Below are 26,618 nucleotides of genomic sequence, written 5' to 3' on the forward strand. Positions count from 1 at the left end.
GTAGTTTGCCAGGTTCCCCCGCACAAAGGTTTCCCCGGAGGCGCAGCATGACGTCGAAAACCAACTTCTCGCGGCGTGACTTCGTTCGGGCGTCGGGTACGGCCGGCCTCGGTCTGTCCATCGTTCCCCGCCACGTCCTCGGTGGCCCCCGTCATCGCGCACCCAGCGACACGTTGAACGTCGCGCACATCGGCGTGGGCGGCATGGGCGGCGGTGATGTTCGGGGGATGGCGGGTGTCGGCGAGAACATCTACGCCCTCTGCGATGTCGACGAGCGGCAGGCGTCCGGCTCCTGGAGCGCCTTCCCGCGCGCGAAGCGGTACCGCGACTTCCGAACCATGCTCTGGGAAGAGGCCGAGAACATCGACGCCGTCGTGATCTCGACCCCGGACCATACGCATACCGCGGCGGGCATGCTGTCGCTCTCGCTGGGGAAGCCGACCCGCATCCAGAAGCCTCTCGCGACGACCATCTGGGAGGTGCGCCAGTTGATGGCGGCCGCCGAGCGGGCGGGGGTCGCGACCCAGATGGGGAACCAGGGCCACGCCCAGGACGGTACGCGCCAAGTCCGCGAATGGTACGAGGCGGGAGCCATCGGGGAGATCCGGAGGGTCGAGTACTGGACCAACCGCCCGATCTGGCCGCAGGCCATTCGCCGGCCGACGGAAGCCCACCACGCGCCCCCGACGCTGGATTGGGATCTCTGGCTCGGCCCCGCCGCCGACCGTCCCTATCATCCTGCGTATGCCCCGTTCAACTGGCGCGGCTGGTGGGACTTCGGGACCGGCGCGCTGGGCGACATCGCGTGTCACGCCATGGACGCCGCATTCTGGACCTTCGACCTCGGGACGCCCGAGCGGATCTCCGCGGAATCGACGCCGCTCTTCCCCGAGACGGCGCCGGCCGCCTCGCGGATCGAATACGATTTTCCGGCGCGTGGCGACCGACCCGCCGTGAGGGTCGTGTGGCGTGATGGCAACCTCTCGCCGCCGCGGCCGGAGGAAGTGCCGGACGACGCAAGGTGGCCGTTCGAGGCGAGCGGGCAGCTGTGGATCGGGACCGATGGCACGCTGTTCGCAGGCATCTACGGCGAGAACCCGCGGCTCCTGGACGCCGCTCGGGATGCGGAGATCCGGGCCAACCCGCCGGCGGAGAAGTACCCACGGACGGACGGGGTGTACGCGGAGTTCGCGGCCGCCTGCAAGGACGGCCCGCCCGCCGGGTCGAACTTCGTCGAGCACGCGGGACCGCTCACCGAGATGGTGCTGTTCGGCAATCTCTCCGTGCGCAGCGGTCGGGAGGTCCGCATCGACCCCGACACGGGCGAAATCCTCGACGGCGTGTCTATCCCCGAGCGCTATGTGAAGGCCAACTACCGTTCGGGTTGGGGGTGGTAGGACTCTCGTGCAGCTGAACGGTCTCGACTGGATCGTCCTCGCAGCCTACGGCGCCGTGGCCCTCGCGGTCGGGCTCTGGTTCGCCCGCCGCGCCGGCGCGGGCACGGACGAGTTCTTCCTCGCGGGCCGCAACCTCCCCTGGTGGCTCCTCGGGACCTCGATGGTCGCCACCACTTTCTCGACGGACACGCCCAACCTCGTCGCGGACCTCGTCCGTAACGGAGGCGTGAGCGGGAACTGGGTCTGGTGGGCGTTCCTGATCACCGCGATGTGCACGACGTTCTTCTACGCCAAACTCTGGCGACGATCGGGGGTCTTCACCGATGTCGGCTTCTACGAACTCCGCTATTCGGGGCGCCCCGCCTCGTTCCTGCGCGGGTTCCGGGCCCTCTATCTGGGCGTCTTCTTCAACGTCGTCATCATGGCCACCGTTACGCTCGCGGCGATCAAGATCGCCGGCGTGCTGCTGGGGGCCGACAAGTACACGACCGTCCTCGTCGCGGGCACCGTGGCCGCCCTCTACTCGGCCACTTCCGGTCTGTGGGGCGTCGTCGTCACCGATCTCCTGCTGTTCGCGATCGCGATGACGGGGGCCGTCGCCGCGGCGTACTACGCGCTCTCGCAGCCCGCGGTCGGAGGTCTGGCGGGACTCGTCACACACCCCGGGATCGCGCCCAACCTGTCGATGCTACCCGACTTCTCAGACTGGCGGACGGCGGCGATGGTGTTCGTCATCCCGATCGCCGTGCAGTGGTGGGCGAGCTGGTATCCCGGCGCCGAACCCGGCGGCGGCGGGTACACGGCACAGCGGATGCTCGCGGCCCGGGACGAGCGCGATGCCATGCGCGCCACGCTGTGGTTCAACATCGCGCACTACGCGCTCAGGCCGTGGCCGTGGATTCTCGTCGGCCTCGCCTCGATCGCTGTCTACCCGACGCTCGAATCGATCGGGGCGGCCTTCCCCAACCTCGATCCCAGCATCATCGGTCACGACCTCGCCTACCCGGCGATGCTCGTCTTCCTGCCGCACGGCCTGCTCGGGCTGGTCGTCGCCTCCCTCGCGGCGGCCTATATGTCGACCATCTCCACGCATCTGAACTGGGGCTCGTCCTACATCGTCGACGATTTCTACCGCCGGTTTGTCGCCCGCGACCGTGACGAGGCCCACTACGTTCGCGTGGGCCGGGTCTCCACAGGGGTGCTCATCGCCCTTTCCGCCACGCTCGCCCTCTTCCTCGACAGCGCGAAGCAGGCGTTCGAGTTGATCCTTCTGCTGCACGCCGGGAGCGGGCTGATCTTCCTCCTCCGCTGGTTTTGGTGGCGGGTGAACGCGTGGTCGGAGATCTCGGGCATGGCGGTGTCAGCGGCCGTCGCGCTCTGGTTCCCGCTCGTCCACGAGCGGGTGGGACTCCCGGCGCTCGATCCCGCGGTCCGGCTGCTGCTCGGCGTCGGGGTGACGACGGCGGTGTGGCTGCTCGTGACGTTCCTCACCCGGCCCACGGAGACCGGGACACTCCAGGCGTTCTACGACCGAATCCGCCCATTCCCCCGTGGGTGGCGGAAGGCCGTGAACACCCGTCCGGGCACACCCGGGAGCCTGGCCGCGGGGGTCGCGGCGTGGGGTCTGGGCTGCGCGACCGTGTATGCGGCTCTCTTCGCCACCGGGATGGCCCTGTATGGCCAAACCGCCCAGGCGATCGGTTTCGGCCTCGTCGCCGTCGCCGCCGGCGTGGGCCTGTTTCGAACCCTGCCCCGCGTCGGCTTCGACTGATCCCTGCCGGGTAACGCCAACCCCGCGCACCCGCGAACCGCCGTCCCGGCGCGTCACGGACCGCGCACCTGGTTCGTCTATGGGACAGGTGCAGGTCCAACTCCCGGGAGGCAGCGATGACGGAGAACCGGCTCAGGCGCTTGGTTGCGGGCACCATCCTGGCGGCTTTCTCCGCCTGCGACGGACAGGCGGTGGCACAGCTGATTCCGATCCGCACCGTACCGGTCGCGACCGGCGACCAGTTCCTGACGACGCCTTCGGCGAACTTCGGGATGGCCGGCCTCACCTACGCGGTGGACGACTCCATCGCCGACGGATGGTCGAACCCGGCCAAGGGCGCGCTTCTCTCCGAATCCTCGCTCCTCAGCGCTCCCGTCTACTACGGGATCTCCAACGGGGGTGGAGGCGGCCTCACCTTTCCGGCCACCGGCTTGGTCGCGGGCGAGAATTGGTTCGGAGGCGTCACCGCCGCGCTCCAGGAGATCGACAACCCCGGGACCGACGGCCGCTTCTGGACGGGAGGCGCCGAGCGGCTGTCCGATGTTTCGGCGCGCAATGTGTACGCCGGTGGCTTCGTCGGCCGGAGGCTCGGATCCGGCGGGTGGTCTCTCGGGGTCGGCGCCGGCACGGCGCGCCTCGAGGCCATGGATGGGGTGGACCTGCTCTACGCGGGCGCGGAGCGCATAGAACAGTCCGGCTCGATACACGACCTCAGGCTCGGCGTCTACCGCGAGTCGGGCCGGGACCGCGCTTCAGCCGTTCTCGTGCGCAACGCGGTCTCGATGACCCATGACGTGACCTACCTGAGGTAGGAACAAAAGGTGTGTAAAAAGGGAGGCGACGTACCTTTCAGCTGACCAATCACAGCGGATCCGGGGGCAAACCCGGAGAAAGGACGTCGCCTCATGGGCAACGATACGCGGGAGAGATTCGACGGGCCAGCGTGGGAGACGCTGGAGGCGTGGGTGCGGGAGCAGGCGCGGGACATGATCCAGGCGGCGCTGGAGGAGGAGGTGACGGAGCTCTTGGGCCGGGTGAAGTCTGAGCGGCGGGCGGCGGTGGACGCGCCGCCGGGCTACCGGAACGGGTACGGGAAGCCGAGGCGTCTGGCCATGAGTTCGGGGACGATCGAGGTGCGTCGGCCTCGGGTCAGGGGCTTGGAGGAGCGGTTCGAGAGCCGGGTGCTGCCTCTGTTCGCGCGCCGGACGCGGGAGGTGGGCGACTTGATCCCGGAGCTGTACCTGCACGGGCTGGCCGAGGGCGACTTCGAGCTGGCGCTCAGGGGGCTGTTGGGCGAGGGGGCGCCGCTGTCGAAGTCCTCGGTGAGGCGGCTCAGGGCGAAGTGGACGGCGGAGCACGAGGCGTGGAGCTGGCGGCCGCTGGGCGACCGGGAACTCGTGTACGCGTGGGCGGACGGGATCTACGTGAAGGCGGGGCTCGAGAAGGACAAGGCGGCCCTGCTGGTCGTCATCGGCGCGATGAGCGACGGGACGAAGGAGGTGCTGGCGGTCACGCCGGGCTACCGCGAGTCGACGGCGTCGTGGGCGGCGGTGCTGAGGGATCTGAAGGCTCGGGGGCTGGCGACGCCGAAGCTTCTGGTGGCCGACGGGAACTTGGGGATCTGGGGCGCGGCGCGGGAGGTGTGGCCGGAGACCGCCGAGCAGCGGTGCTGGAACCACAAGACGGCCAACGTGCTGGACCGGCTGCCGAAAAGGGAGCAGGCGATGGCCAGGGAGATGCTGCGCGCGGCGGCGTACGCGCCCTCGCGGGCGGCGGCGGTTGAGGCGCGCAAGGCGTTCAGGGCCCGCTATGGGGATACGCAGCCCAACGCCGTGTCCGTGCTCGAGGACGACTGGGACCGCATGACGGCCTTCTACCACTATCCGGAGAAGCACTGGCCGTACCTGAGGACGACCAACGTCGTGGAGAGCCCGTTCGCCTCGGTCCGGCTGCGCACGACGGCCGCGAAACGCTTCAAGCGGGTCGACAACGCCACCGCGCTGATCTGGAGGCTGCTGTTGGTGGCCGAGAAGAGGTTCAGGAAGCTCAACGCGCCGCACTTGCTGCGGGACGTGTACGAAGGAATGGATATGGGGATGTTGCATCCTCAGAGCATGTCAAGAGGAGGTGTAATAGTGAAAAGAGCAGCGTTATTTCTATCATTGCTAGGATGCTCTTCAGATGTAGACACCACTGGACCTAACACAAGCAGGATACCACTCCATAACACCACAGGCTGTTGGGCACCCCCAGTAGTATATGACAGAGCTGGCCCAGATGCAACATTCCGGATTGAACTAGAGTATCAACAGCCAGACAGCTTTAATGTTTGCGCTAGGGAGGTTTTTAGCCATGCAGTTGCATACTGGGAAAAGGCATTAGCACCTACAGATCTACCAATTCCAGATATCCGTGAATACTTAGATCCTAATGCTATACCATCTTCCCGTGATATTGATATAGTAATTATGGTAGATAAGATCAATAAACATCCGGGAGCTGTATCAGCAAGACATGGATCGCTGTTACAATATAGATGGTTAAGGTATGCACCAGTTGGTAAAATTAGTTATGGTAGTGGGTATCAATACTCACCTGGATCTAATAGGGATATAGGCGCTAGAGATTATAGTACCATGCGACACGAAATAGCTCACATCCTTGGTTTTGGGTCTTGGGTACGACCAGATAGATATAGATCTTGGGTACTTGATATTGTAAACCCAACTAGCTGGACAGACTCAGAGGCTCCAGTGGTAGATACTTATTTTCCAGCGGGGTGGACAAGGCTTGCCTTCGACTACGTCGGAGGAGAAAGAGATGAGCCAGGTACTCCACTAGAAAATACACCAGGGTATCAGGGCAGTAATACGCATTGGCGCCGTGGTAGTATGCCAGGTGAACTTATGACACCTGTAGCATCCTCACCATTACCACCCGTATCTATTGTTACAATTTGGGCACTAAGGGAGATTGGTTGGAATGTAGATTGGAGCCTTGTGGAAGAATACTCTATTCCATAGCCATTAATTCCCCGTTGACAGCGTATGCTGATGCTGCCATCTTCAGAGGGACACCTACGATGGATAGCGGTGGAGTGGCGGAAATGGAAGACGCACCGGACTAGAAATCCGGCGACCATCCCCGGTCATGTGGGTTCGAATCCCACCTCCACCACCCACTCGCTTTCCTCTCGTAGCTCGCCGCTGTATCTTGATGGACCCCCCGTAGCTCAGAAAGGATAGAGCAGCCGAGCACCAATCGGTAGGTCGCGGGTTCAAGTCCCGCCGGGGGGTCCGTTTTCTATCGTCATCCATCGCTATTTTTCATCAAGATACACAGATGTGTGTTTTTTGTCGAGTGTACTTTTTACCGTTCATCTTAACGACGTTTTGCGTTAAGTGAACCAGACCCGTTCCTACGACTACACGCTCGAGCAGACGAACAACGTGAACGGCGAATTCAGGACGCAGGACGAGTCCTGGATCGAGTGGACCCCCGAGGCGGCGGCGGTCTTCCGGCTGCGGGGCGTGGATCTGCATTACGGGGTGCGTCTGACCACGGGCACCGGCCACCCGGGCGTGGATCGCGGAATCGTGTTGAACTCGCCGGACCGCGGGGGCGATTTCGTCGTCGCCCCGGAGGGGCCGCTGACGCTGGCGGACGCCACCGTGCACACCCACCAGTTCTGGGTGCGCATCCCGATCCGCTGAGTCAGGGGACGATCTCGAGGTGGTCCACGAGGAGGATGTGCCCCGGCGGGCCCCACCCGTCGAGGGAGATGCGGTCGATCCCCGCGGCGACCTCCACCACGACGCGTTCGGCCCGGAAGCGGGCGCGTCCGCCCGGGCTGTATGTCGCCTGCCCCGCGTCAGGGTTTCCGTCCGTCCCGTACCGCGTATCGGGTGAGTGCGTCGCGGCCGCCTCCGGCAGGCGCTCGCCTCCGCTCCAGACGATGACCAGGAAGCTCTCGATGAGGTCGGGGCCGAACAGGCTGAACGCCGCCCTTCGCGGACGCCCGGGAAAGTCGAGATGCGTCATCCCGACTTCGAGTCCCTGCTCTCCGGACAGCGGGGGACCGAGCGCGTGCATCGAAGCGGTCGGCGGGAGGTATCCGCGGGCGTCGAGCACATGGGGTCGGGTGGCGTCCGCCGTGTACGATTGGAAGGAGAGCACGAGACCCTGATCGCGCCACTCCTCCGCCACCGCGGAGTTGGATTCCACCGGACGGCCATCGCCGTAGGTCTCGAACTCGATCCGCGCAGCCTCGTAAGGAGCGGCCCGACCGCCCTCCGAAGGCGACGGGTCGCCTTCCCCGCCCGCTCCGGGCCCGTCCGAGGCGACACCTTGCGGTGAAAGCGGCGGGGGCATGCGGCTCTCAAGCTCCGGCGCCGGGCTCGCGGCCGGAGCCGCGACCTCCCAGCGGGGGCGCAAGCCCAGGGACCGCAACCCCATGTACGCGGCCGCAACGGCCAGCCCGGTCAGGGTGAGGGCGGCCAGGCCGCCCAGCGCGCGCACGACGAGAGGCCGCCGGCGCCGACGCGCGGTCAGGCCTCGACCACGTCGAGCTGCGGCCAGGTCTCCCACCGTCCGCGGGTGAAGTCCGGGAAGTCGACCGGCCGGCTCCGGTCCGCCACGGACGACTCGCTCACGGCGCACACCGCCGAAAGCGCCGCCGCGTCGTACACATTCATGTCCGTGGGCAGTCCCTCGCGAAAACACTTGATGAGACGGTAATCCTCCAGATAGTCCATGCTGCCGTGTCCGCGCCCCGCCCCGGCCCCCGCCATCTCGCGCCACAACGGGTGCTCGAACTCCTCGAGGTAGTCCTCCGCGGCGTCCCAGCGGTGTTCTTCGCTCCGGCCCTCGACGTAGACGCGCTCGGGGTAGCCCTGGAAGAGGCCGCGTGTCCCCTGGACCAGATGGATCCGCGAGTACGGGCGCGGGAGGTTCGTGTCGTGCGAGACGTAGATCGTCCGCCCGAGGGCGGTCTTGATCAGCGTGACGTTCACGTCTCCGAGCGCGAAGGTCTCCCGGCGTTCCGGCGCATCCTCCGCGAAGTGCTCGCGCGCGAAGTCCTGCAGCCCGCGCGAGGGGCCGCTCATCGATACCGCGTAGTCGAAGCGGTCTCCGCGGTTGATGTCCATGCAGTTCGCGATCGGCCCCAGGCCGTGCGTGGGATAGAGGTTCCCGTTCCTCGTCTTCGAGTGCTCACGCCGCCACAGCCCCTCGCCGGTGTCGGCGAACTTGATCGCGCGCAGATCGTGCAGGTAGCCGCCCTCCCCGTGCAGGATCTCCCCGAAAAGCCCCCGCCGTACCATGTGGAAGACCATCATCTCCCAGCGCCCGTAGTTCACGTTCTCCATCATCACGCAGTGGCGCGCGGTGTTCTCGGCGGTCTCCACGAGCCGCCAGCAGTCCTCCATCGTGTACGCCGCCGGGACCTCGGTCGCCGCGTGCTTCCCATGTTCCATGGCCGCCACGCAGACGGGCACGTGCCACTGCCACGGCGTCGCGGTATAGACGAGATCGAGATCCTCGGCCTCGCACATGCGGATGAAATCCGTCTCCCCGCGCGTATACAGCGTGGGCTCGAGCCCTCCGGCCTCGACGACCCAGTCGCGCGCCCGTTCCGCGTGCTCGGGCCGGATGTCGCAGAGCGCCGTCAGTTCGACGCCCTCGATGTCGAGGAGGTTCCGGACGTGGACCGAACCCATGCCGCCGATCCCGACGAAGCCGATGCGGACCGTTTCCATCGGCGGCGCCGCGAAGAGCGCCTCCGGGGCCGGGTCACCGTCGTAGGAGCCCTGCGGCGTCGATTCGCCGTCACCACGCCCCCGGCACCCGGACAGGATGGCCGCACCGGCACCCAGGGCGCCCAGCTTGAGGAGCGTGCGCCGGTCCACAGCCGCGGACGGCGATCCGCGGCCGCCGGTCTTCTCGTCTCCCATCTCGTCTCCCATCTCATCTCTCATCGTGACCCCCGTGACGGGCGGCCTCCAGCGGCGCAGACCGTCCCCGGCGTCGCCTCCGGGCTTCGGATCACGTTCCACCCGGGCCGCAGCCGCAGCCAGCCGCCGGCATCCCGCACCCCCGGCGACTGCATGAGACGCTGCAGCAGTACGCCTCGGAGGTACTCGCGGTGCCACGCCGTGGGCGGATGCAGGCAGACCACGCGAATCACCACCTCGTCCCCCCGCTTCCGCTCGTGTTCGAACACCTCCGACGGCTCGGCCGGCGGGGTCGGCCCGGAGGGGAACTCCACCCGGAGCGGTACCGGCGTATAGTCGTCCGACCACGCGCGGGCGAAGTGCGCCAAGCACTCGCCGATCTCCAATTCCTCGGCCACATCGACGACCGAGGGCAGAGCCTCGCTCACCTGCAAGATCGGATCGTCCCTGCCGGCCGAAGGCAGCTGCTCGGTATAGGCCGCGGAACGCAGGGCCGGGGCGTAAGGCCGCGGGTCCGGCGGTTTGCCCCCGAGAAGGGCCGTCGCCAGAGTCTGCAGGTTCCCGGAGGACCCCTCGGGCAGATCCTCCGTTACGCCCAGCTGCCGCGCCACCGCGACGTCCGACGCGATCTGCTCCATGCGCGCCCGCAGCCCGGGGTCGTCGAGCACCGCCGCCAGGCCCAGGGCCCTGCGCACCACCATGCCGTTGCGCCAGGTCGCGCTCGACGTCACTCTCGGGTATCGCTCCCCCGGCCCGTCCAGATACAGCGTCGCCGCGTCCACGAGGAGCGCGTACGCTTCCGGGGGGAGGGCCTCCGCTCCGCCCCACAGTTCGACCATGACGCGGAGCGCAAACAGACCGTTCGGCGTTCGATCTCCGCCCCATGTGGCCATCTCCAGTGCCGCCTCCAGCGCTGCCACCTGCCCTCCGCAGCCGATTTCGGCCACCGCCACGGCCTCGAGGCTGCCGAAGTCCGGAGACCACAGGAGCGCCGGGATCGCCGCCGGATCCTCCATCGCGCGCACTTCCTCCAGGAGGACATCCACATGATCGGCCAGCGCCTCGTAGCCCGGGGCGGGCTGCGCCCCTTCGTCCGGTCGCCGTCCGTGCGCCGCCAACGCCTCCAGCAGCGCGCTCCTGAGCTCCGCGCCGCGTTCCTGCCGCGGAATCCGCAGCGCCTCCAGCAGGGCAGCCACCGCAGTCGCCCCGTCTTCACTCGCCATATCCGCCGCGAGCCGTGCCTGCGCCGCCGCCGCCGCCGGCCACGCTGCGAGGACCAGAACCACCAACCTCACGGCGCACGCGGTTCTCCTGCTCATGGTAGCCACCTCTCCTGTCGTTACACGCGACCGTGCCGCAGACCGACGAGTCTCGGTAACGGATGTACGGACACGTGTATCCTGATTGCTGCCGACCCGCGGCAAAAGCCCCGTTGCGTTTGCGCGGTATCCCGCGCCGGCGGCATGCTCGTCCCTGCCTTCTCCCTCGACTATTTTCGGCCCGTGGTTGGGAAGACGGAATCCCTCATGCCGGGGCGCGGGGGCCGCTCGGACCGGAGCGGCGAGGAGAGATCGCAATCATGATGTTCGGTAACCTGTGGCGAGCGCGGAAGATCATGGTCGCGGGCATTGCGGTGACGCTGTGCGCCGCCTGCGCGGAGGTGCCGACGGCGCGGGACCGACTGCTCGCCTCCGCCGAGGCCATCGAGCGGCTCGAGAGCCTCGCCTACGAGTACTCGTACGAGGGATCCGGGAGCGCCGCCGGCTCCTTCACCGGCCTGGTCCGGCTCGTGCGCCCCGCGGACGGGCCGGTGCTCTACCGGGCCGAGCTTCGGCCCTCGCCGTCGTGGGACCCCGCCGAGGCCGGGGACGACCCCGCGCCCGCCCTCATCCTGTCGGGAGGCGGCGATCCTGTCGCCGCGCGCGACGAAGCGCTGGCGCGTTTCAGCTACGGCACGATCTCGGGCGGATCCGGACATCTCGTCGCGAACGCCCCTTTCGCGGTTCTCTCCGAGTTCACGGAAGCGCCTCCTTTCGGGGCGGAACTCGCGGGCGAGTTCGAACTCGTTAGCCAGGAGACAGTCGGCGGCGTCCTCTGCGACGTCCTGCGGGGCACGAGCGACGAGTTCGGGCCCGCGCGCGCGTGGTGGCACATCGGGGTCGTGGACGGCCTGCCCCGCGCCTTCCGCTGGGAGTCGGAGGACGGGAGCGGAGCACTCGCGTTCGAGATTCGGCGACTGGAGATCGATCCGCCCACCTCGCCCGAGCAACTCGCGATCCAGGTGGACCTGACGGGTCCCGACGCCGAGCAAGTCTTCGAGGAGGACGAGCGGGCGCTCGTCCCCGGCGTGCCGGCGCCCGACTGGCGTCTCCCCACGGCGGAAGGCGCGTCGCTTCAGCTCTCCGAACTCCGGGGAGAGATCGTGGTGCTGAGCTTCTGGTCGAGCTGGTGCATCCCCTGCCGCGACCTCGCGACCGAGCACGACCGCGTATCGCGGCGGCTCGCGGGCCCCGGGGTTCGCTTCCTTGCCCTCAACGGGTGGGAGAGTCCGGAAGTCGAACCGGCTCGGACGTTGGGGGAATGGGGTCTCGACGTCCCGATCCTGCTCCACGCGGAGCGGATCGCCGCCGACTACAAGCTGATCTCGCCGCCCGCGCTGTATGTCGTCGACACCAGCGGCGACCTGGCGCTGGTCAGGAACCCCGCTCAGGACGATCCGGAGACCGAGGCGCGGGAGCTGGAACGGGTGATCCGGTCGCTCCTCGATGGGAGCGACTGACCCCGGGCTGACTCCGGCGGGCTACCTGTCGATGGGCAGACCGCTCGGGACGCTGGCAGGCGCGAGGTGCGAGAGGTCGCGCGCCGCCTCATCCGTCAACGACTCCAGGAACGCGACGAGGTCGTCCGCCCCCGCGTCGTCGAAGGTGATCGGGATCAGGATCGTGTCCCGCGTGGCCAGGATCTCGTCGAAGTTGTTGAGCAGCGTGGGCTGGAGAGCGGGCTCAACCTGCGACACGTCGTAGTCCCTGAGGCGGTTGTCGATGCTGTCGTAGTGCACGACGATCGCCTTCAGCGTGGCGAACTGTCCCGCATGCCCGTAGGGCGCGGTCAACTCGACGTTGCGCATCGGGGGCGTCTTGAAGAGCCGCCGGTGCGTCGGATCCCCCGTGACCCGCTCGCGCCCGAAGTCGTCGTTCCCGCCCGGCCCGTCTCCCAGCCCCGGCCCGATCTGCGGGATGGCGGCGTTGTGGTGCTCGTTGTTCCGGTCGTCGAACTGGTCCGTGTCGTGACACTGCATGCAGCGGATCGTCATGAAGCTCTTGGCGCCGCGCAGCGCCGAGTCCCCGAGCTGGTCGTCGTCCCCCCTCAGGAAACGGTCCCAGGGCGTGTCGATGAACGTGAGGTCGGAGACGTAGAAGCCCGCGATCGCGTTGGCCGCGTGCGCGAACGTCATATCCTCGAAAGGAGTGCCGGGATAGGCGGCCTCGAACATCTCCCGGTATGCCTCGATCTCCCCCAGCCGCGCCATGAGCCCCACCCACACGCCGGTGAAGTCGTCGTCGTCCAGCGCCGACAGTTCGTTCCCGTCGCCCGAACCCCGCATCTCCTTGCGCCGCAACACCGGGATCATGGGCTGCGCCGAGAGCGCGCCGAACTCGAACACCGCCTGCATCTCCGGCGTCAACTGCTCCCCGACCTCCGTCGAGATCGATCCATCCTCCAACTCCTCCACGAACCCGTCCCAGAAGAACTGCGTCGAGAGGTGAAGGTTGAAGAGCGCGGGCGAGTTCCGGGGGATGAACTCGCCGTCGGGATGGGTACGGCCGGGTCCCAGCCCGCTCCCGCCGACCCCGATGGAGAGGGACCTGCCATCCCCGGTGGCGAAGCTCGGCAGGTGACACGTCATGCACGAGATGTCGCGATTCCCGCTCAGGATCCGGTCGAACGCCAGGTTCCGTCCGAGTTCCACGAGTTCGGGGCGCACGGGAGGCGGCGGTTCGAGCGGATCGAGGTTCCGGTGATCCACGAGGAGGCGCACGGTATCGATGAGCATGGCGCGCACCTCCGCGGGAGAGGGCGGCGGCGGCTCCGGCGGGGGCCCGGGGGGCGGGTTCGGCGGGCCGACGGAGTTGTCGCCGCAGGCGCCGATTCCGAGAAGGATTCCCGCGACCGCGATCGCCAGTGACAGCCGGGTTCGATTCAGCACGTGAGCAACTCCCCGCAAGGCCTGGACGAAGCTCCGGTCAGGGCGTTGCCACGGTGATTCGCACATCCATCATGTACTCGTGATAGCGGCAGAAGAAGACGTAATCTCCCTCGACCTTGGGACGGAACTCCCAGATCTGTCCCGGCCGCAGGTCGGTGCTGTCGGGCGACTTCGAACCCTCGGGAACCTTGCTGAACTCCACACGGTGGATGTTGCCCCCGTTCTGCGTCCAGGTGATGGTCGCGTTCCGCTTCACCTCCACGTGGCCTTCCTGGTCGTGATTCCCAGCGGGATCGACGAACGTGTCGTCCTGGATGTCGAAGTTGGCGTCCGAGCCGAACGGTGGCTCGACGCGCGACGGCGGAGGTGGGGGCGGGGTCGGAGGCCTGGGAGCCGGCGGCGGCCCCGGCGGCGGCGGGTCAATGGGCGTAGCGACGATATCGGCGCCGGAGCCCCCACCTCCGCAGTTGAGGGCAACGACCGTCGCGAACAACAGGACTGGCCAACGACCCTTCATCCGAGTCCCTCCTGGGGTACAGCCACTTCTCACATGACGTCGAGCCGGGCGCGGGGCGCGGTCCGACCTGAAAAAATGAGGTGGCCTGCGTGCCTGAGGCAAGCTCTCGCCGCGTGCAGGGGGTTACACGTCCCCCGCGACGGAGGTTGCGAGACGCGGGCGCACGGGCGCCCTCGACGGCCACGTTGCTGTCGCGGGACCGGTGCCCGAGATTCGCCGACATGCGAACGACGCCCACCATCCGTCCCGTCACGCCGGTGATCGGCGCCGAAGTCGAAGGCGTGGATCTGGGAGCCCTCGACGACGCCGGGTTCGAGGCGATCCGCGACGCGCTCATGGCGCACTGCGTCCTCTTCTTCCGGGACCAGGGCATCTCGATCGAGAGCCAGAAGGGGCTGGGGGCGCGATTCGGGGAACTCGTCGTCCACCCCAACGATCCGGGGCTGGAGGGACACCCCGAAGTGATGCGGATCCATGCCGACGAGCACTCCGTGCGCGCGACCGGCGAGCGCTGGCATTCGGACGTGTCGTGCGATCCCACGCCGCCCATGGGCTCGATCCTGCGCATGCACACCGTGCCCGAGGCCGGGGGCGATACGCTGTTCGCGAACATGTACGCCGCGCATGAGGCGCTGTCCAACCACATGAAGGCGCTGCTGGAGGGCCTCACCGCGATCCACGACGGCGGCCCCTACTACCGGGAAGTGAACCGGTTGATCGGGCGTGATGACGGAGGCCGGGAGTATCCGTCGTCGGAGCATCCCGTCGTCCGGACTCACCCCGTGACGGGGCGGAAGGCGCTGTTCGTGAACCAGATGTTCACGGTCCGCATCGCGGGCCTCCCGCCGGGCGAGAGCGAGGCGGTGCTCGATTTCCTCTTCCGCCATGTGCAGCGCCCGGACTTCCACTGCCGCTTCCGCTGGCGCGAGAACTCGATCGCCTTCTGGGACAACCGCTGCACGCAGCACCACGCGATCTGGGACTACTTCCCCCACGTGCGCTCCGGCTACCGCGTCACCATTCGGGGGGAACGCCCCGCCTGACTGCGGTCGGGCTACCGTGCCCAGAGTTCGCTGAAGGGAACGGCCAGCATCCTCTCCTCCGCGAGCGGAAGGATATCGTTGCCGTTGTAGACTACGATGCCGGCCTCGAAGTCATCCCCACATAGAGCGGCGAGGCGTCTCAGTCCCGGCCCGGCCGACCGTCCCGGAGTGCTCGTCGCCTTCACCTCGACGCCCCAGGTCCGCGACCCGAGCGTGACCACCAGGTCCACCTCGTGTCCATCTCTGTCCCGGTAGTGCCAGAAACGGACATCGGGATGCGTCCAGCCGGCCTGCGCCACGAACTGCTCCACGGCGAAGGACTCAAGGAGGTGCCCCATACGCTGCCGTTTCGTGAGCCAGTCAGACGCGGACAACTGGGCCAGCGTGGCCGCGAGACCGCTGTCGATGAGATGAATCTTCGGTGCCTTGACGAGTCGTTTTCCGGGGTTCCGGTGCCAGGCACGCAATCGGCGAACGAGAAAGATGCGCTCGAGCACCGAGACATACTCGGCCACCGTGTCGCGGTTCAGGCCCAGGTCGCGCGCCAGGCCGCTGGCGTTGAACAGTTCGCCGTTTCGGACGGCGAGTAGCTCCAGGAGATGGCCGACCTGATCGGCAACCCGGACCTTCGACACTTCGAGGACATCCCGATCCACGATGCTCCGCACATACTGACGGTGCCACTGGCGGGCGCGCGTCGGAGTTCGCGTGAGAGGCTCGGGGTAGCCGCCTGCGACCAGCCGCGCAGCGAGTTCCGGTGCGGCCGGCGCCATCCGGGCGCGATGTGAAGGCAGCAGCTGGCCGTCGAGGAAATCGCCCAGAAAACGACCCGGTCGTCGCTCCTTCTCGGACTCCGACAGCGGCATGAGACGCACCACCTCCATCCGGCCGGCCAGTGACTCGGTGACGGAGGGGAGGAGCAGCAGGTCGGCAGAGCCGGTCAGGAGGAATCGTCCCGGACGACGATCCATGTCCACGGACAGTTTGATTGCGGGTAGGAGCCCCGGTGCCCGCTGTATCTCGTCGATCGTCACTTCCCGGGGGAGGCTGTCGACGAAACCTGCGGGGTCCGCGGAAGCCGCGTCGAGATATGGAGGATGGTCCAGGCTCACGAAGGACCGCTCGGGCATGAGTACGCGAGCGAGTGTGGTCTTGCCGCTCTGACGAGGTCCGGCGAGACACACGACCGGCGTGTCGGACAGAGCCTCGCGCAAGACGGAGGCCACCGAACGGGGGTACAACGCCAAGTCCTGGGTCATGACCGGAAGATAGCGGCCATTTGCCGGTCAGGCTACCGGCTATTTGCCGGTTAGAGTGTCGGCTATTTGCCGGTTAGACCTCCGGCCATTACGATGATCGTCCCGCCCGGCGAGGCGCAGCGAGCAACCGCCAGAGGAGTTTGGACCATGTCGAAGTCGATCCCGTTGCCGGCAATCGCGCTTCTCCTGACAGGCACCCTTGCGGCCTGTGGCGGCGGTGACGGGGAGACCTCGGCGTTGGACGCGGGGACGCCGGCCCTCGCGATCGTGGGCGCGACCGTCATCGACGGCTCGGGTGCTGAACCCGTCTCCGACGCGACGGTGGTGGTCCGGGACGGGCGGATCGAGTCCGTCGGGGCTTCGGCGGAGGTCGAGATCCCGGCCGACGCCGAAGTTCTCGACGCGGCCGGGAAGTACGTCGTCCCCGGGCTCATCAACGCGCACGGCCATGTGGGCGCCACCCTCGGTCTCGAAAGCGGACACTACTCGCGGGCGAACGTCCTCCGTCACCTCCAACTGTACGCGAGCTACGGCGTGACGACCGTCGTGAGCCTCGGAGGGGATGAACCAGCGGGGGTCGAGGTGCGGGACGAGCAAGGCACGCCGGGCCTGGATCGGGCCCGACTCTTCGTGGCGGGCGCGGTGGTGACGGGGGACACGCCGGGGGCCGCGCTCGAGATGGTGAACGGAAACGCGGCCATGGGCGTCGACTTCATCAAGATCCGGGTCGACGATAACCTCGGCGCGACCCGCAAGATGACGCCGGACGTGTACGGGGCCGTGATCGAGCGGGCGCACGAACTGGAACTCCCGGTGGCGGCGCACCTGTTCTACCTGGAGGACGCCCACGGGCTGCTCGACGCGGGCGTCGACTTCATCGTGCACAGCGTCCGCGACCAGGACGTGGACGACGCGCTCGCCGAGCGGCTGATCGAGGCCGGTGTCTGCTACTCGCCGACGCTCACGCGCGAGGTCTCGACCTTCGTGTACGAGAGCGAGCCGGAGTTCTTCGCGGACGCCTTCTTCCTCGCGTCGGCGGAGCCGGGGGTGCTGGAGGCGCTGCGCGCCCCGGAGAGCATGGCGCGCTATCGCGAGAGCGAGTCGGCCCAGCGCTACAAGGAGGCCCTCGTGCAGGCGCAGCGGAACCTCGGCGCCCTATCCGACGCGGGCGTCACGATCGCCATGGGCACGGACACGGGGCCGGCGGCGCGCTTCCAGGGCTACTTCGAGCACATGGAACTCGCCCTCATGGCGGAGTCGGGCATGTCGCCGATGCAGATCCTGGTCGCCTCCACGGGCGACGCGGCGCGTTGCGCGGGTCTGGAAGGCGTCGGCACGATCGCGACCGGGAACTGGGCCGACCTCATCCTCCTCTCCGCGGATCCGCTGGAGGGCGTCGAGAACCTGCGTGCGATCGAGTCGGTCTGGATCGCCGGAAACGAGGTCCCCTCGGTCTCCGGTTAGCGCAGGTCCACCAGCGGGGGGGCGTCTTCGGCGATCGTCCCCGGTTCCACGGCCCGCACTGCGGCGCGGAGCCGGGTCGCCTCTCGTAGACGAACGTCGAGTCCGTCCAGATCGAGCTCCCGACCGGGCCCGGCTTCGACCAGGACCGTCAGAATATCCCGATAGCCCGTTGCGGTGACCGCGGCCTGATACCGCGCCACGCCGGGCTGGCCGGCGAGCGCTTCGGCCAGTTGGCGCGGGTGGACGAACATGCCGCGCACCTTCACGCCCTCGCCCACCCGGCCGAGGAAGCCCGCGAGGCGCGCCGATGTCCGTCCGCAGTCGCACGCATCCGGCATGAACGCGGACAGATCTCCGGTGCCGAAGCGGACGAGCGGATAGACCGGGTTGGGGCTCGTGACGACGACCTGGCCCGGGGTGCCCGGGCCACACGGCTCGCGGGTGGCGGGGTCCAGCACCTCCACGACCACGCCGGGCGCCACGTGCCACCCGTCCCTGGCGGCACACTCGTAGCCGATCGCACCCGCATCGGCGATCCCGTACACCTGGAATACGGAGATGCCGTGCCGCCCTTCCAGTTCCTTGCGCAGCGCCAGCGGCAGGGGCGCCCCACTGACCAGCGCGCGGTGGAAGCTCAGCGGCACGCCCTCCGCCGCGGCCCGCTCGAGCAGAGTGAGGAGGAACTGCGGCGTCCCCACGTAGCCGGTCGCCTCGATCTGCGACGCAAAGGCGGCCTGGCCCGAGGTGTTTCCCACCCCGCCGGAGACGACTACGCAGCCCACCTCGCGCAGCCCGGCGTCCATCATGTGCCCGCCCGGCGTCAGGTGGTACGAGAAGGTGTTGAGCACGATGTCGCCGGCGCGGAACCCCGCGGCCGTGAACGCGGTGGCCATGCGCCAGAAGTCCGCCCTCCGGCCCTCGGGGTCATTGATCGGGCCGGGCGACCGATGAAGGCGGCGCAACGAGCTCAGATCCACACCCAGCATTCCGCCGAAGGGCGGGTCGCCCGCCTGGAGGTCCGGCAGATCGTCCTTCGCGAGGACCGCGACCCGACGCAGCCCCGCGACGCCCCGTCGCTCCGGCCGCAAGATACCGGCCTCCCCCAGCCGTCCGCTCGCTTCACGGCTGCGTTCGAGCGCGAGGCGGACGGCCCGGTCGGCGAGCGCGTCCTGCGCGGCACCCCAATCCGCCGGCGCTTCCGCGGCCGGGTCCCAAAGGCGCGGCTTCGGAGCCTCCGGGTTCATGACAGCCACCTCTTGCGGCGTCGGTAGTGCTTCACGTCCCGATACGAACGGCGGCCGATCTCGCTCAGCCCGAGGTAGAACTCGCGAACGTCCTCGTTTTCTCTCAGCACTTCGGCCGACCCTTCGAGCACTACACGCCCCCCTTCCATGACGTAGCCGTAGTCGGCGATCGAGAGAGCGATGCGCGCGTTCTGTTCGACGAGCAAGATCGTCGTCCCCTCTTCCTCGTTGATCCACCGGATGATCTCGAAGATCTCCCGCACGAGGAGCGGCGCGAGCCCGAGCGAGGGTTCGTCGAGCAGCATGAGCCGCGGGCGCGCCATCAGCGCGCGCCCCAGGGCCAGCATCTGCTGCTCGCCCCCGGACAGGTATCCCGCCTGCTGCTGCCGGCGCTCCCCGAGCCGGGGGAAGTACTCGTACACGCCGTCGAGATCCGCCGGCACCCGACCGCGCTCCGACCGCGTGTGCGCCCCCGCGAGGAGGTTCTCGTGCACCGTGAGGTGCTCGAACACGCGCCGGCCCTCCAGGACCTGGAAGATCCCGTCACGGACGATTCGGTCGGGGGGCCGACCGTGAATCTCTTGCCCGTCGAAGCGAATCGAGCCGTCGGTCACTTCGCCGTCCTCGACATCGAGCAGCCCCGAGATCGCCTTCAGCGTCGTCGTCTTGCCGGCTCCGTTGGAGCCGAGCAACGCGACGATGTGTCCCTCGCCCACCTCGAGCGAGAGCCCTCGCAGCACGAGGATGACATCGTCGTATAGGACCTCGACGCTGTTAAGTTCCAGCAGAGCGTTCAAGGACGTCTCCGGGCTAGTTCGGGGCGGCGAGGAACTCGGTCAGCGGCGACCACACGCCGTCCTCGACATGGAAGAGCCGGAGTCCCTTCGAACCCCGGTGATCCGTGGCGGTGAAGGTGAGCGGGGGACCCGCGCCGCCCGTGTCGAACCCGTCCAGCGTCTCCAGGGCCCGCTTGATGTTCTCCCCGTTCAACTCCTGTCCCGCTTCGACGACGCGGCGCAGGCCCTCCACGAACACGCCCAGCGTCCACCACCCCTGCGTGTACGCATTCGTCTTCTCCCGGTAGTCCTCGCCCCGCGACGCCAGGTAGGCGCGAATGTCCTCGACCCCCGGGACGTCGTCGGTCAGAGGGGCGTACGGGATCGCCCCGATCACGCCTTCCGCGTCGACCCCGGCCAGCCTCATGAGCAGGGCGTTGGCGCACCAGTTGAGGCATACGAAGGTCGCGTCGACTCCCAGGCTGCGGCCGTTCCGAAGGGCGACCGCCGCCGGGGCCGAGGTGTTCTGGAACACGATGTAGTCCGCGCCCGACTGGCTGATCCGCGAGAACTCCGCCGTATAGTCGGTCGCGGCCCGCGGCATCTCGTAGGGAGTGACGTCGACCCCGATTTCGCGTGCGTAGTCCTCGCCGCCCTGCGCCCACGGAGAAAGGCCGAACGCGCTCGCGCTGTGCATGAAGGCGACGCGGGCGTTCCCTTCCCCGCCCTTCGCCCGGTGGTCTGCGGCGATCCAGCGGAGCACGATCTTGAACTGATCGCTGTAGCTCGTCGCCACGAGAAAGTTGTAGGGCGACGCCTCCGCGTCTCCCAGCACATGGGAGAGGGAGGCCGACGCGAACGGGATACGATCCTCCGCGATCTTCAGCTGCAGGGCCTCGGTGTCGCCGGTACCCCAGCCCATGAAGATGAGGGCGCCCTCCTGCACGAACTGGGTGTACAGCTGCTCTGCGCGGGAAACCTGGTAGCCGTAGTCCTGATAGATCAGGCGCACCGGCCGGCCGCCGATGCCCCCCTGCTCGTTCAGCCACTCCACATGCCCCTGCACCGCCGCGGCGTAGTCGAGGCCGACGTCGGCCGTCGGACCCGTGAGATCGAAGATGGCCGCGATCAGGATCTCGTCTTCCGCTCTCTCCCCCGAGCCTCCGCACGCACAGAGCACGAGGACGGCCGCCAGGATCGGGGATCGGGTGGAACGCATGTCCGGGCACTCCCTCTACTTCGTGTTTCAGCGGCCTTCTCCGCGACGATACGCGAACGGCCACACGGAGAAGTAGTCTTTCACGTTCCGCCACAGTTTGGACAGACCTTCGGGCTCGAAGATGAGGAAGAGGATGATGACGAGCCCGAATGCTGCCTGCTGGACGTTGGGCAGCTGGGCGGCGATCGCCGGCGTCGATTCCTGCAGCCCCCGGCCGAGGGTCGTGATCATCGCGGGCAGGGTCGTGATGAGCGCCGCCCCGAACAGCGACCCGCGAATCGTCCCCAGGCCTCCGACGATGATCATGGCCAGATACAGGATGCTCGTCTCGAGCGTGAACCGCTCCCAGGAGAGGATATTGCGGTAGTACGCGGTCAGGGCCCCGGCCAGCCCGACGAAGAACGACGAGGTGGCGAACGCGAGGAGTTTCGTGCGGAACACGTTGACCCCGATGACGCTCGCCGCGATGTCCTGGTCGCGCACCGCGACGAAGGAGCGGCCGATGCGCGAGCGGAAGAGGTTCGCCGTGAAGAGGGCGGTCCCGCCCGCCAGCGCGATGCCGAGCCAGTAGAAGGCGAAGTCGGTGTTCAGGCGCTGGTCGAAGAGCCGCGGCGCGGGCGCCACGAGCGCCTCGACGCCGCCGGTGAGCCCCGGCCAGTGCGTGACCACCCACTCCACGATCTCCTGCGCCGCCAGCGTCGAGATCGCCAGGTAGAGCCCCTTCAGCCGCAGCGAGGGGAGTCCGAAGAAGACGCCCACGGCCGCGGTCGCGAAGCAGGCGCAGACGATGCTCGCGCCCCACGGCAGACCCAGCCTGAGCGTGAGGAGGGCGGACGTGTACGCCCCCACGGCCATGAACGCGCCCTGTCCGAGCGAGATCTGCCCCGTATAGCCGACGAGGATGTTCAGCCCCAGCGCGCCGATCGTCGCAATCGCGATCTGGTTGGCGAGGTTCAGCCAGTACGGCGAAGCGAGGAACGGGAACACGAGCAGCGCGCCCAGGAACAGGCCGAGCCGGACGCGTTCCGCCGGCTTGCGCCGGAGGCCCATGTCGCTCCGGTAGTCCGTGTGAAAGACACCGCACTCGGTGTTCAACATCGCGGTCGCCGGCGGCGGGGTTCCGTCACGGGGCCGCTCATACCCGTTCGATGATCTCCTTGCCGAACAGTCCGTACGGACGGACCATCAGCACCACGATCAATGCGACGTACGGGACGATGAGGCTGAGGCCGTGGCCGATGTAGCCCCCGGTGTAGATCTCCAGGAGCCCGATGATCGCCCCGCCCACGACCGCGCCCCGGATCGAGTCGAGGCCGCCCAGGATGACGACGGGGAAGACGCGCAGGCCGATCTGGGCCACGTTCGAACTCACCCCGACGATGCTGCCGAGCATCATCCCCCCGATCGCGGCGGTCACCGCCGCGAGGGCCCAGGCCGTCGCGAACACCCGCGGGATACTGATCCCCATGCTGAGCGCGGCCTGCTGGTCATCGGCGATCGCGCGCATCGCGATCCCGCCCCGCGTACGGCGGAAGAAGAGCGCCAGTCCCCCCAGCATGGCGAGCGCGAGCGGGATCGCCACGAGCCGGTCCGCGCTCACGATGGCGGGGCCGAGCATGATCTCCCCCTGTGGGAGGAACGACGGGAAGGTGCGGGGCTGCGGACCCCAGATCGCCCCTACGACGGCGCGCAGGACGCTCGAGAGCCCGATCGTCACCATGATCATCGAGATCACCGGTTCGCCGATGAGCGGCCGGAGGACGAGACGCTCGATGACGAGGCCGATCCCCGCCGCGATCACCACCGTCACGAGGACACCCAGCGTCCACGGCAGCCCCAGTTGGACGAGCGCGAAGAAGATCAGGTACGTCCCGAACAGGAGGAGGTCCCCCTGCGAGAAGTTGATCACGTCGCTCGCCTTGTAGATGACGACGAAGCCGACGGCCGCGAGGGCGTAGATCATCCCCGTCCCCAGGCCCGTGACCGTGAGCTGCAGGAACTGGTCCACGGCTACGCGGCCCCGTCCAGACGCTCGATCCTCAGATCGTGTTTCACGTTCGCCGTGCGTCCGTCCTGATAGGTGATCTCCATGTCCACCGTCACCGCCTCGGCGTCCCCGTACAGCGCCTCGATCAGACGCCTGAAGCGGTCGGCGATGAACCGTCGGCGGACCTTCCTCGTGCGCGTAAGCTCGGCGTCGTCGGCGTGCAGTTCCTTGTGGAGGAGGAGGAAACGGCGAATCCGGGCCGCCTGCGGCACATCTTCGTTGACCGACTCCACGTGGGCCCGGATCAGCTCGTACACCTCCGGCTTCTGCGACAGATCCGTGAAGGTCGTGTAGGCGAGCTGGCGGCGCTCCGCCCACTGGCCCGCGTTCTCGAAGTCGATCGCGATGATCCCCGCCACGCACGGGTGCTCCCCGCCGAAGACCACGGCCTCGCTCACGTAGGGGCTGAACTTGAGCAGGTTCTCGATGAACTGGGGCGAGAAGCTGGTCCCGTCCGCGAGCAACATCACGTCCTTCAGACGATCGATGACGACGAGATGGCCCTCGTCATCGAAGTACCCGGCGTCACCGGAGTGCAGCCAGCCCCCCTTCAGCGTGTCGCTCGTCGCGTCGGCGTTCCGGAAGTAGCCCTGGAACACGGCCGGGCCGCGGGTGAGGATCTCTCCGTCCTCGGCGACGCGGACCTCCATCCCGCGTAGCGGCCGGCCGACGGTCTGGTATCGGATATCTCCGTCGCGGTGGAGCACCGAGATGCCCGCGACTTCGGTCTGTCCGTAGATCTGCTTCAGATTGACCCCGAGGGCGTGGAAGAAGCGGAACACGTCCGGTCCGAGCGCGGCCCCTCCCGTATACGCGTCGCGCAGGCGCCTGAGACCCAGCTGGTCCTTGATCGCGCGCAACGCGATCCACTCCGCGATTCGGCGGCGGGTGCGCTGCGCCGCCGTCGGCGGGTGTCCCCCGAACTGGGCGTCCGCGAGTTCGCGACCCACGCCCATCGCCCAGCCGTAGGCGCGGCGCTTGAGCGGGGTCGTGTCCTCGACCATGACCTGGACTTCGGAGACGAGATTCTCCCAGATCCGCGGCGGCGAGAACATCACGCGCGGTCCGATCTCGCGCAGGTCCTGCCGCACCGTACCCGGCTCCTCCGGGAAGTTCACGGGGAAGCCGACGATGAGCTGGCGCGAAAGCGTCATCATCTGCTCGCCGACCCAGGCCAGCGGGAGAAACGACACGAACTCGTCAGCGGCGGACATCGGGTCGACGTCCTGCAGCTGTTCGGCCATGCTGAGGAGGTTCTCGTGCGAGAGCATGGCGAGCTTGGGCTTGCTCGTCGTCCCCGAGGTCGTGCACAGGAGCGCGGTGTCTTCGGGCCGCACCTTCACCAGGGCGTCATCATACTCGCTCGGGATCGCTCGCTCCCGGTCGCGCCCCCGCCGCTCCAGGTCGGGGAACGGGAGGAGTCCCGACGCTTCGTAGCCGCCCAGGCCGCGGGCATCGTAGTAGACGACGTACTGCAACCCCGGCAGCCCCTCGCGGACCTCGAGCACCTTGTCGACCTGTTCCTGGTCCTCTGCCACCACGAGGCGGGCCCGGGACTCGGAGAGCAGGTACCGGATCTCGCTCGCCACCGCGTCCTGATACATCCCGATGGGGAGCGCCCCGAGCGACTGGGCGGCCAGTTCGGCGATCACCCATTCGGGCCGGTTGTCGCCGATGATCGCGATCCTGTCTCCCCGCGCGAGACCGAGGTCGCGCAGACCCAGGGCGAAGTGGCGTACACGCCGCGCGTATTCCTCCCAGGTGATCGTCCGCCAGATCCCGAACTCCTTCTCGCGCAGGGCCACGCGGTCTCCGCGCAGCGAGGCCTGGCGCTTGAGCCGGCCGGGAAGGTGGCCGTCGAGCATCGAATCCGTCACGGAACCGCGGCGGCCGAGGTCTGATCCTGACCAAGGTAGGCCTCGACCACCCGGGGATCCTCGCGCACCTCGGCCGGAGAACCCTGAGCGATCACCCGCCCGAAGTCGAGGGCGACGACGCGCTCCGAGATGTCCATGATCACGTCCATGTCGTGGTCGATCACGACCTGCGTCACGCCCCACTCCTCGTGCACATCGAGGATGAAGCGGGCCATCGATTCCTTCTCCTCCGAATTCATCCCCGCCATCGGTTCGTCGAGGAGGAGGATCTCCGGGTCGAGCGCCAGCGCGCGGCCCAGTTCCACCAGCTTCTGCCGTCCGTAGGGCAGGTTGCCGACGGTCGCGTGCCGGATCGACTCCAGGTTCAGGAAGTCGATCACTTCCTCGACCCGGATGCGGTTCTCGATCTCTTCCCGGCGCTGGCGCCCCCAGAACAGTCCGCCCGAGAGCGCGCCGCCGCGCATGTGGACGTGACGGCCCAGCATCATGTTCTCGAGCGCGGTCATGTGCTTGAACAGTTCGATGCCCTGGAACGTGCGCGCGACCCCGAGCCGGGCGATCCGGTGCGGCGGGAGGCGATGGAGCGGGTGCGTCCTGCCGGAGGCCTCCACGAGGGTGATGGTGCCCTCCCCGGGCCGGTACAGCCCGGAGATGCAGTTGAGGATGCTCGTCTTTCCCGCGCCGTTGGGGCCGATGAGCGCAAGCAGTTCACCGCCGTGGATGTCGAGACACACGTCGGTCAGCGCCGTCACGCCCCCGAACCGGAGGGTGACGCCGTCCACACGCACGCTGGCTCGGCCGTCGGGGTCGTTCATTCCGGAGCACTTCTTGCTGGGTCGGGAAAGGGGGAAAGGAGTGTACGCCCGCACCCGCAGCCGGGAAAGTCGGCCCCCCGGAGAAAGTCGGTCCCCCCCGGGGCGGCGGTGTTGACGAACGGCCGCCGGGCGATCCTTATCAGCGTATGACTCGTCCTCGTCTGGCAGCCGCCTCCGCCGTCGTCTCCGTGCTGGCCGCGATCGCGGTGGCGGGAGCGACCGGGTCGCTGGCCCCCGACCGGGCCGCGGTCGCGCCGAATCCCGCGGCGGAAACCGCGACCTCTCCGGCCCGGAGCGAGGTCGGGCCGCGCGACGCGCTGCTCGAGCGCGAGCCGGCGCTGGCCCAGGCGTTGGCCGAATGGGGCCGCGACTTCTACTTCACGCGCGCGATCTACTCGGGGTCCAGAGGCTACTGGCGCGGCCGCGGGACCTGGTCGACAGATTTTCCGAAGGCGGACCGCCAGTTCCTCTTCATCCTCCATCGCCTGCTCACGCTGCTGGACCTGCACGAGTGGGAGAACCCGGTGTCGCTGGCCGACCCCGAACTGCGCCGCTTTCCTTTCCTGTACATGCTCGAGGTCGGGTACATGCGGCTTACCGAGCCGGAGATCCTCGGGCTCAGAAACTACCTGGAGGCGGGCGGCTTTCTGGTGGTGGACGATTTCTGGGGGCCGGACGCGTGGGCCAACTTCGCGTATCACATGTCGCTCGTCCTGCCCAACCGCGAGATCCGGCCGATCCCGGACGACCACCCGATCTTTCACCAGTTCTACGACATCGAGCAGATCCTGACCGTCCCGAGCATCAACAACGCCATGCGAGGCAGGTACGAGGAATGCTGGGGCCCGTGCGAGCCGAAGATCTACGGGATCCTCGACGACCGGGGGGAGATCATGGTCGTGATCAACCACAACACGGACCTCGGCGACGCGTGGGAGTGGTCGGAGAACCCGTACTATCCGATTGATCGGTCGACGTACGCGTACGAACTCGCGATCAACTACATCATCTACGGCCTGAGCCACTGAGCC

The 26,618-nt window shown here is 67.8% G+C and carries 21 protein-coding genes, 2 tRNA genes and 1 pseudogene; 11 read left to right on the plus strand and 13 right to left on the minus strand.

Annotated elements, in window-relative coordinates:
- Positions 1–47: 47 nt before the first annotated feature.
- The 7 genes and pseudogenes from ACOOHF_RS02305 to ACOOHF_RS02335 all read left to right on the plus strand — a co-directional run bounded on the left by ACOOHF_RS02305 (position 48) and on the right by ACOOHF_RS02335 (position 6,881).
- The gene (locus tag ACOOHF_RS02305) at positions 48–1,397 is read left to right on the plus strand and encodes a Gfo/Idh/MocA family protein (protein ID WP_419936338.1); all 1,350 of its coding nucleotides are present in this window, start codon (positions 48–50) and stop codon (positions 1,395–1,397) included.
- A 7-nt stretch (positions 1,398–1,404) separates the two neighbouring features.
- Positions 1,405–3,168, plus strand: a complete 1,764-nt coding sequence (locus ACOOHF_RS02310) for a sodium:solute symporter family protein (RefSeq protein ID WP_419936337.1) — start codon at positions 1,405–1,407, stop codon at positions 3,166–3,168.
- 116 nt (positions 3,169–3,284) lie between these two features.
- Positions 3,285–3,980, plus strand: coding sequence for a hypothetical protein (locus ACOOHF_RS02315; RefSeq protein ID WP_420463210.1), 696 nt, complete (start codon positions 3,285–3,287; stop codon positions 3,978–3,980).
- Between the two features lie 93 nt (positions 3,981–4,073).
- A pseudogene (locus ACOOHF_RS02320) lies at positions 4,074–5,255 on the plus strand (IS256 family transposase); the annotation flags it as partial.
- Between the two features lie 1,004 nt (positions 5,256–6,259).
- A tRNA-Ser gene (locus ACOOHF_RS02325) sits at positions 6,260–6,345 on the plus strand.
- A gap of 44 nt (positions 6,346–6,389) precedes the next feature.
- Positions 6,390–6,464: transfer RNA gene (locus tag ACOOHF_RS02330), tRNA-Gly, on the plus strand.
- A gap of 105 nt (positions 6,465–6,569) precedes the next feature.
- Entirely contained in the window at positions 6,570–6,881 is a 312-nt protein-coding gene (locus tag ACOOHF_RS02335; RefSeq protein ID WP_420463211.1) for a hypothetical protein, read from the plus strand.
- A 1-nt stretch (position 6,882) separates the two neighbouring features.
- On the opposite strand, the gene ACOOHF_RS02340 is transcribed toward ACOOHF_RS02335, so the two are convergent.
- Genes ACOOHF_RS02340 through ACOOHF_RS02350 form a run of 3 tightly spaced genes read right to left on the minus strand, consistent with a single transcriptional unit; the run spans position 6,883 to position 10,438 of the window.
- Positions 6,883–7,686 (minus strand): hypothetical protein, encoded by an 804-nt coding sequence (locus tag ACOOHF_RS02340; protein WP_420463212.1) that lies wholly within the window; start codon positions 7,684–7,686, stop codon positions 6,883–6,885.
- A gap of 29 nt (positions 7,687–7,715) precedes the next feature.
- The gene (locus ACOOHF_RS02345) at positions 7,716–9,143 is read right to left on the minus strand and encodes a Gfo/Idh/MocA family protein (RefSeq protein ID WP_420463213.1); all 1,428 of its coding nucleotides are present in this window, start codon (positions 9,141–9,143) and stop codon (positions 7,716–7,718) included.
- Positions 9,140–10,438 carry a hypothetical protein gene (locus tag ACOOHF_RS02350; RefSeq protein ID WP_420463214.1) on the minus strand — a complete coding sequence of 433 codons (1,299 nt, stop codon included), beginning with the start codon at positions 10,436–10,438 and terminating at the stop codon, positions 9,140–9,142. Before ACOOHF_RS02350 ends, ACOOHF_RS02345 begins: the two co-directional genes overlap by 4 nt.
- A 260-nt stretch (positions 10,439–10,698) precedes the next feature.
- Here ACOOHF_RS02350 and ACOOHF_RS02355 point away from each other — a divergent pair, with 260 nt between their 5' ends.
- Entirely contained in the window at positions 10,699–11,898 is a 1,200-nt protein-coding gene (locus tag ACOOHF_RS02355) for a TlpA family protein disulfide reductase (protein ID WP_420463215.1), read from the plus strand.
- 21 nt (positions 11,899–11,919) lie between these two features.
- On the opposite strand, the gene ACOOHF_RS02360 is transcribed toward ACOOHF_RS02355, so the two are convergent.
- Entirely contained in the window at positions 11,920–13,326 is a 1,407-nt protein-coding gene (locus tag ACOOHF_RS02360; protein WP_420463216.1) for a cytochrome-c peroxidase, read from the minus strand.
- 37 nt (positions 13,327–13,363) lie between these two features.
- A complete protein-coding gene (locus ACOOHF_RS02365; protein WP_419936330.1) occupies positions 13,364–13,843 on the minus strand; it encodes a cupredoxin domain-containing protein in 480 nt (159 codons plus the stop codon).
- Positions 13,844–14,064: 221 nt separating this feature from the next.
- Between ACOOHF_RS02365 and ACOOHF_RS02370 the strand changes: the two genes are divergently transcribed.
- A complete protein-coding gene (locus tag ACOOHF_RS02370) occupies positions 14,065–14,886 on the plus strand; it encodes a TauD/TfdA dioxygenase family protein (RefSeq protein ID WP_420463217.1) in 822 nt (273 codons plus the stop codon).
- Between the two features lie 11 nt (positions 14,887–14,897).
- Here the strand turns inward: ACOOHF_RS02370 and ACOOHF_RS02375 are convergent, their stop codons facing one another.
- A complete protein-coding gene (locus ACOOHF_RS02375) occupies positions 14,898–16,100 on the minus strand; it encodes an ATP-binding protein (protein ID WP_420463218.1) in 1,203 nt (400 codons plus the stop codon).
- A gap of 192 nt (positions 16,101–16,292) precedes the next feature.
- Between ACOOHF_RS02375 and ACOOHF_RS02380 the strand changes: the two genes are divergently transcribed.
- Positions 16,293–17,609 carry an amidohydrolase family protein gene (locus ACOOHF_RS02380; protein ID WP_420463219.1) on the plus strand — a complete coding sequence of 439 codons (1,317 nt, stop codon included), beginning with the start codon at positions 16,293–16,295 and terminating at the stop codon, positions 17,607–17,609.
- Here ACOOHF_RS02380 and ACOOHF_RS02385 read toward each other — a convergent pair.
- Genes ACOOHF_RS02385 through ACOOHF_RS02415 form a run of 7 tightly spaced genes read right to left on the minus strand, consistent with a single transcriptional unit; the run spans position 17,606 to position 25,587 of the window.
- Positions 17,606–18,853, minus strand: coding sequence for a phenylacetate--CoA ligase family protein (locus tag ACOOHF_RS02385; protein WP_419936326.1), 1,248 nt, complete (start codon positions 18,851–18,853; stop codon positions 17,606–17,608). The genes ACOOHF_RS02380 and ACOOHF_RS02385 overlap by 4 nt on opposite strands.
- A complete protein-coding gene (locus ACOOHF_RS02390; protein WP_419936869.1) occupies positions 18,850–19,641 on the minus strand; it encodes an ABC transporter ATP-binding protein in 792 nt (263 codons plus the stop codon). Before ACOOHF_RS02390 ends, ACOOHF_RS02385 begins: the two co-directional genes overlap by 4 nt.
- A gap of 22 nt (positions 19,642–19,663) precedes the next feature.
- Complete coding sequence (locus ACOOHF_RS02395; protein WP_419936325.1) at positions 19,664–20,848, minus strand: ABC transporter substrate-binding protein; 1,185 nt, start codon at positions 20,846–20,848, stop codon at positions 19,664–19,666.
- Positions 20,849–20,875: 27 nt separating this feature from the next.
- The gene (locus tag ACOOHF_RS02400; protein WP_419936324.1) at positions 20,876–21,946 is read right to left on the minus strand and encodes a branched-chain amino acid ABC transporter permease; all 1,071 of its coding nucleotides are present in this window, start codon (positions 21,944–21,946) and stop codon (positions 20,876–20,878) included.
- Positions 21,947–21,983: 37 nt separating this feature from the next.
- Positions 21,984–22,856 (minus strand): branched-chain amino acid ABC transporter permease, encoded by an 873-nt coding sequence (locus ACOOHF_RS02405; protein ID WP_420463220.1) that lies wholly within the window; start codon positions 22,854–22,856, stop codon positions 21,984–21,986.
- 2 nt (positions 22,857–22,858) lie between these two features.
- Positions 22,859–24,772, minus strand: coding sequence for an AMP-binding protein (locus ACOOHF_RS02410; RefSeq protein ID WP_420463221.1), 1,914 nt, complete (start codon positions 24,770–24,772; stop codon positions 22,859–22,861).
- On the minus strand, positions 24,769–25,587 hold the full coding sequence (locus ACOOHF_RS02415) for an ABC transporter ATP-binding protein (RefSeq protein WP_420463222.1): 819 nt from the start codon (positions 25,585–25,587) through the stop codon (positions 24,769–24,771). The genes ACOOHF_RS02410 and ACOOHF_RS02415 overlap by 4 nt, the downstream gene beginning before the upstream one ends.
- Positions 25,588–25,733: 146 nt before the next feature.
- Here ACOOHF_RS02415 and ACOOHF_RS02420 point away from each other — a divergent pair, with 146 nt between their 5' ends.
- A complete protein-coding gene (locus ACOOHF_RS02420; protein WP_420463223.1) occupies positions 25,734–26,615 on the plus strand; it encodes a DUF4159 domain-containing protein in 882 nt (293 codons plus the stop codon).
- The last annotated feature ends 3 nt before the right edge of the window (positions 26,616–26,618 follow it).

The organism is Candidatus Palauibacter sp., from assembly GCF_965216145.1.
GTDB lineage: Bacteria > Gemmatimonadota > Gemmatimonadetes > Palauibacterales > Palauibacteraceae > Palauibacter.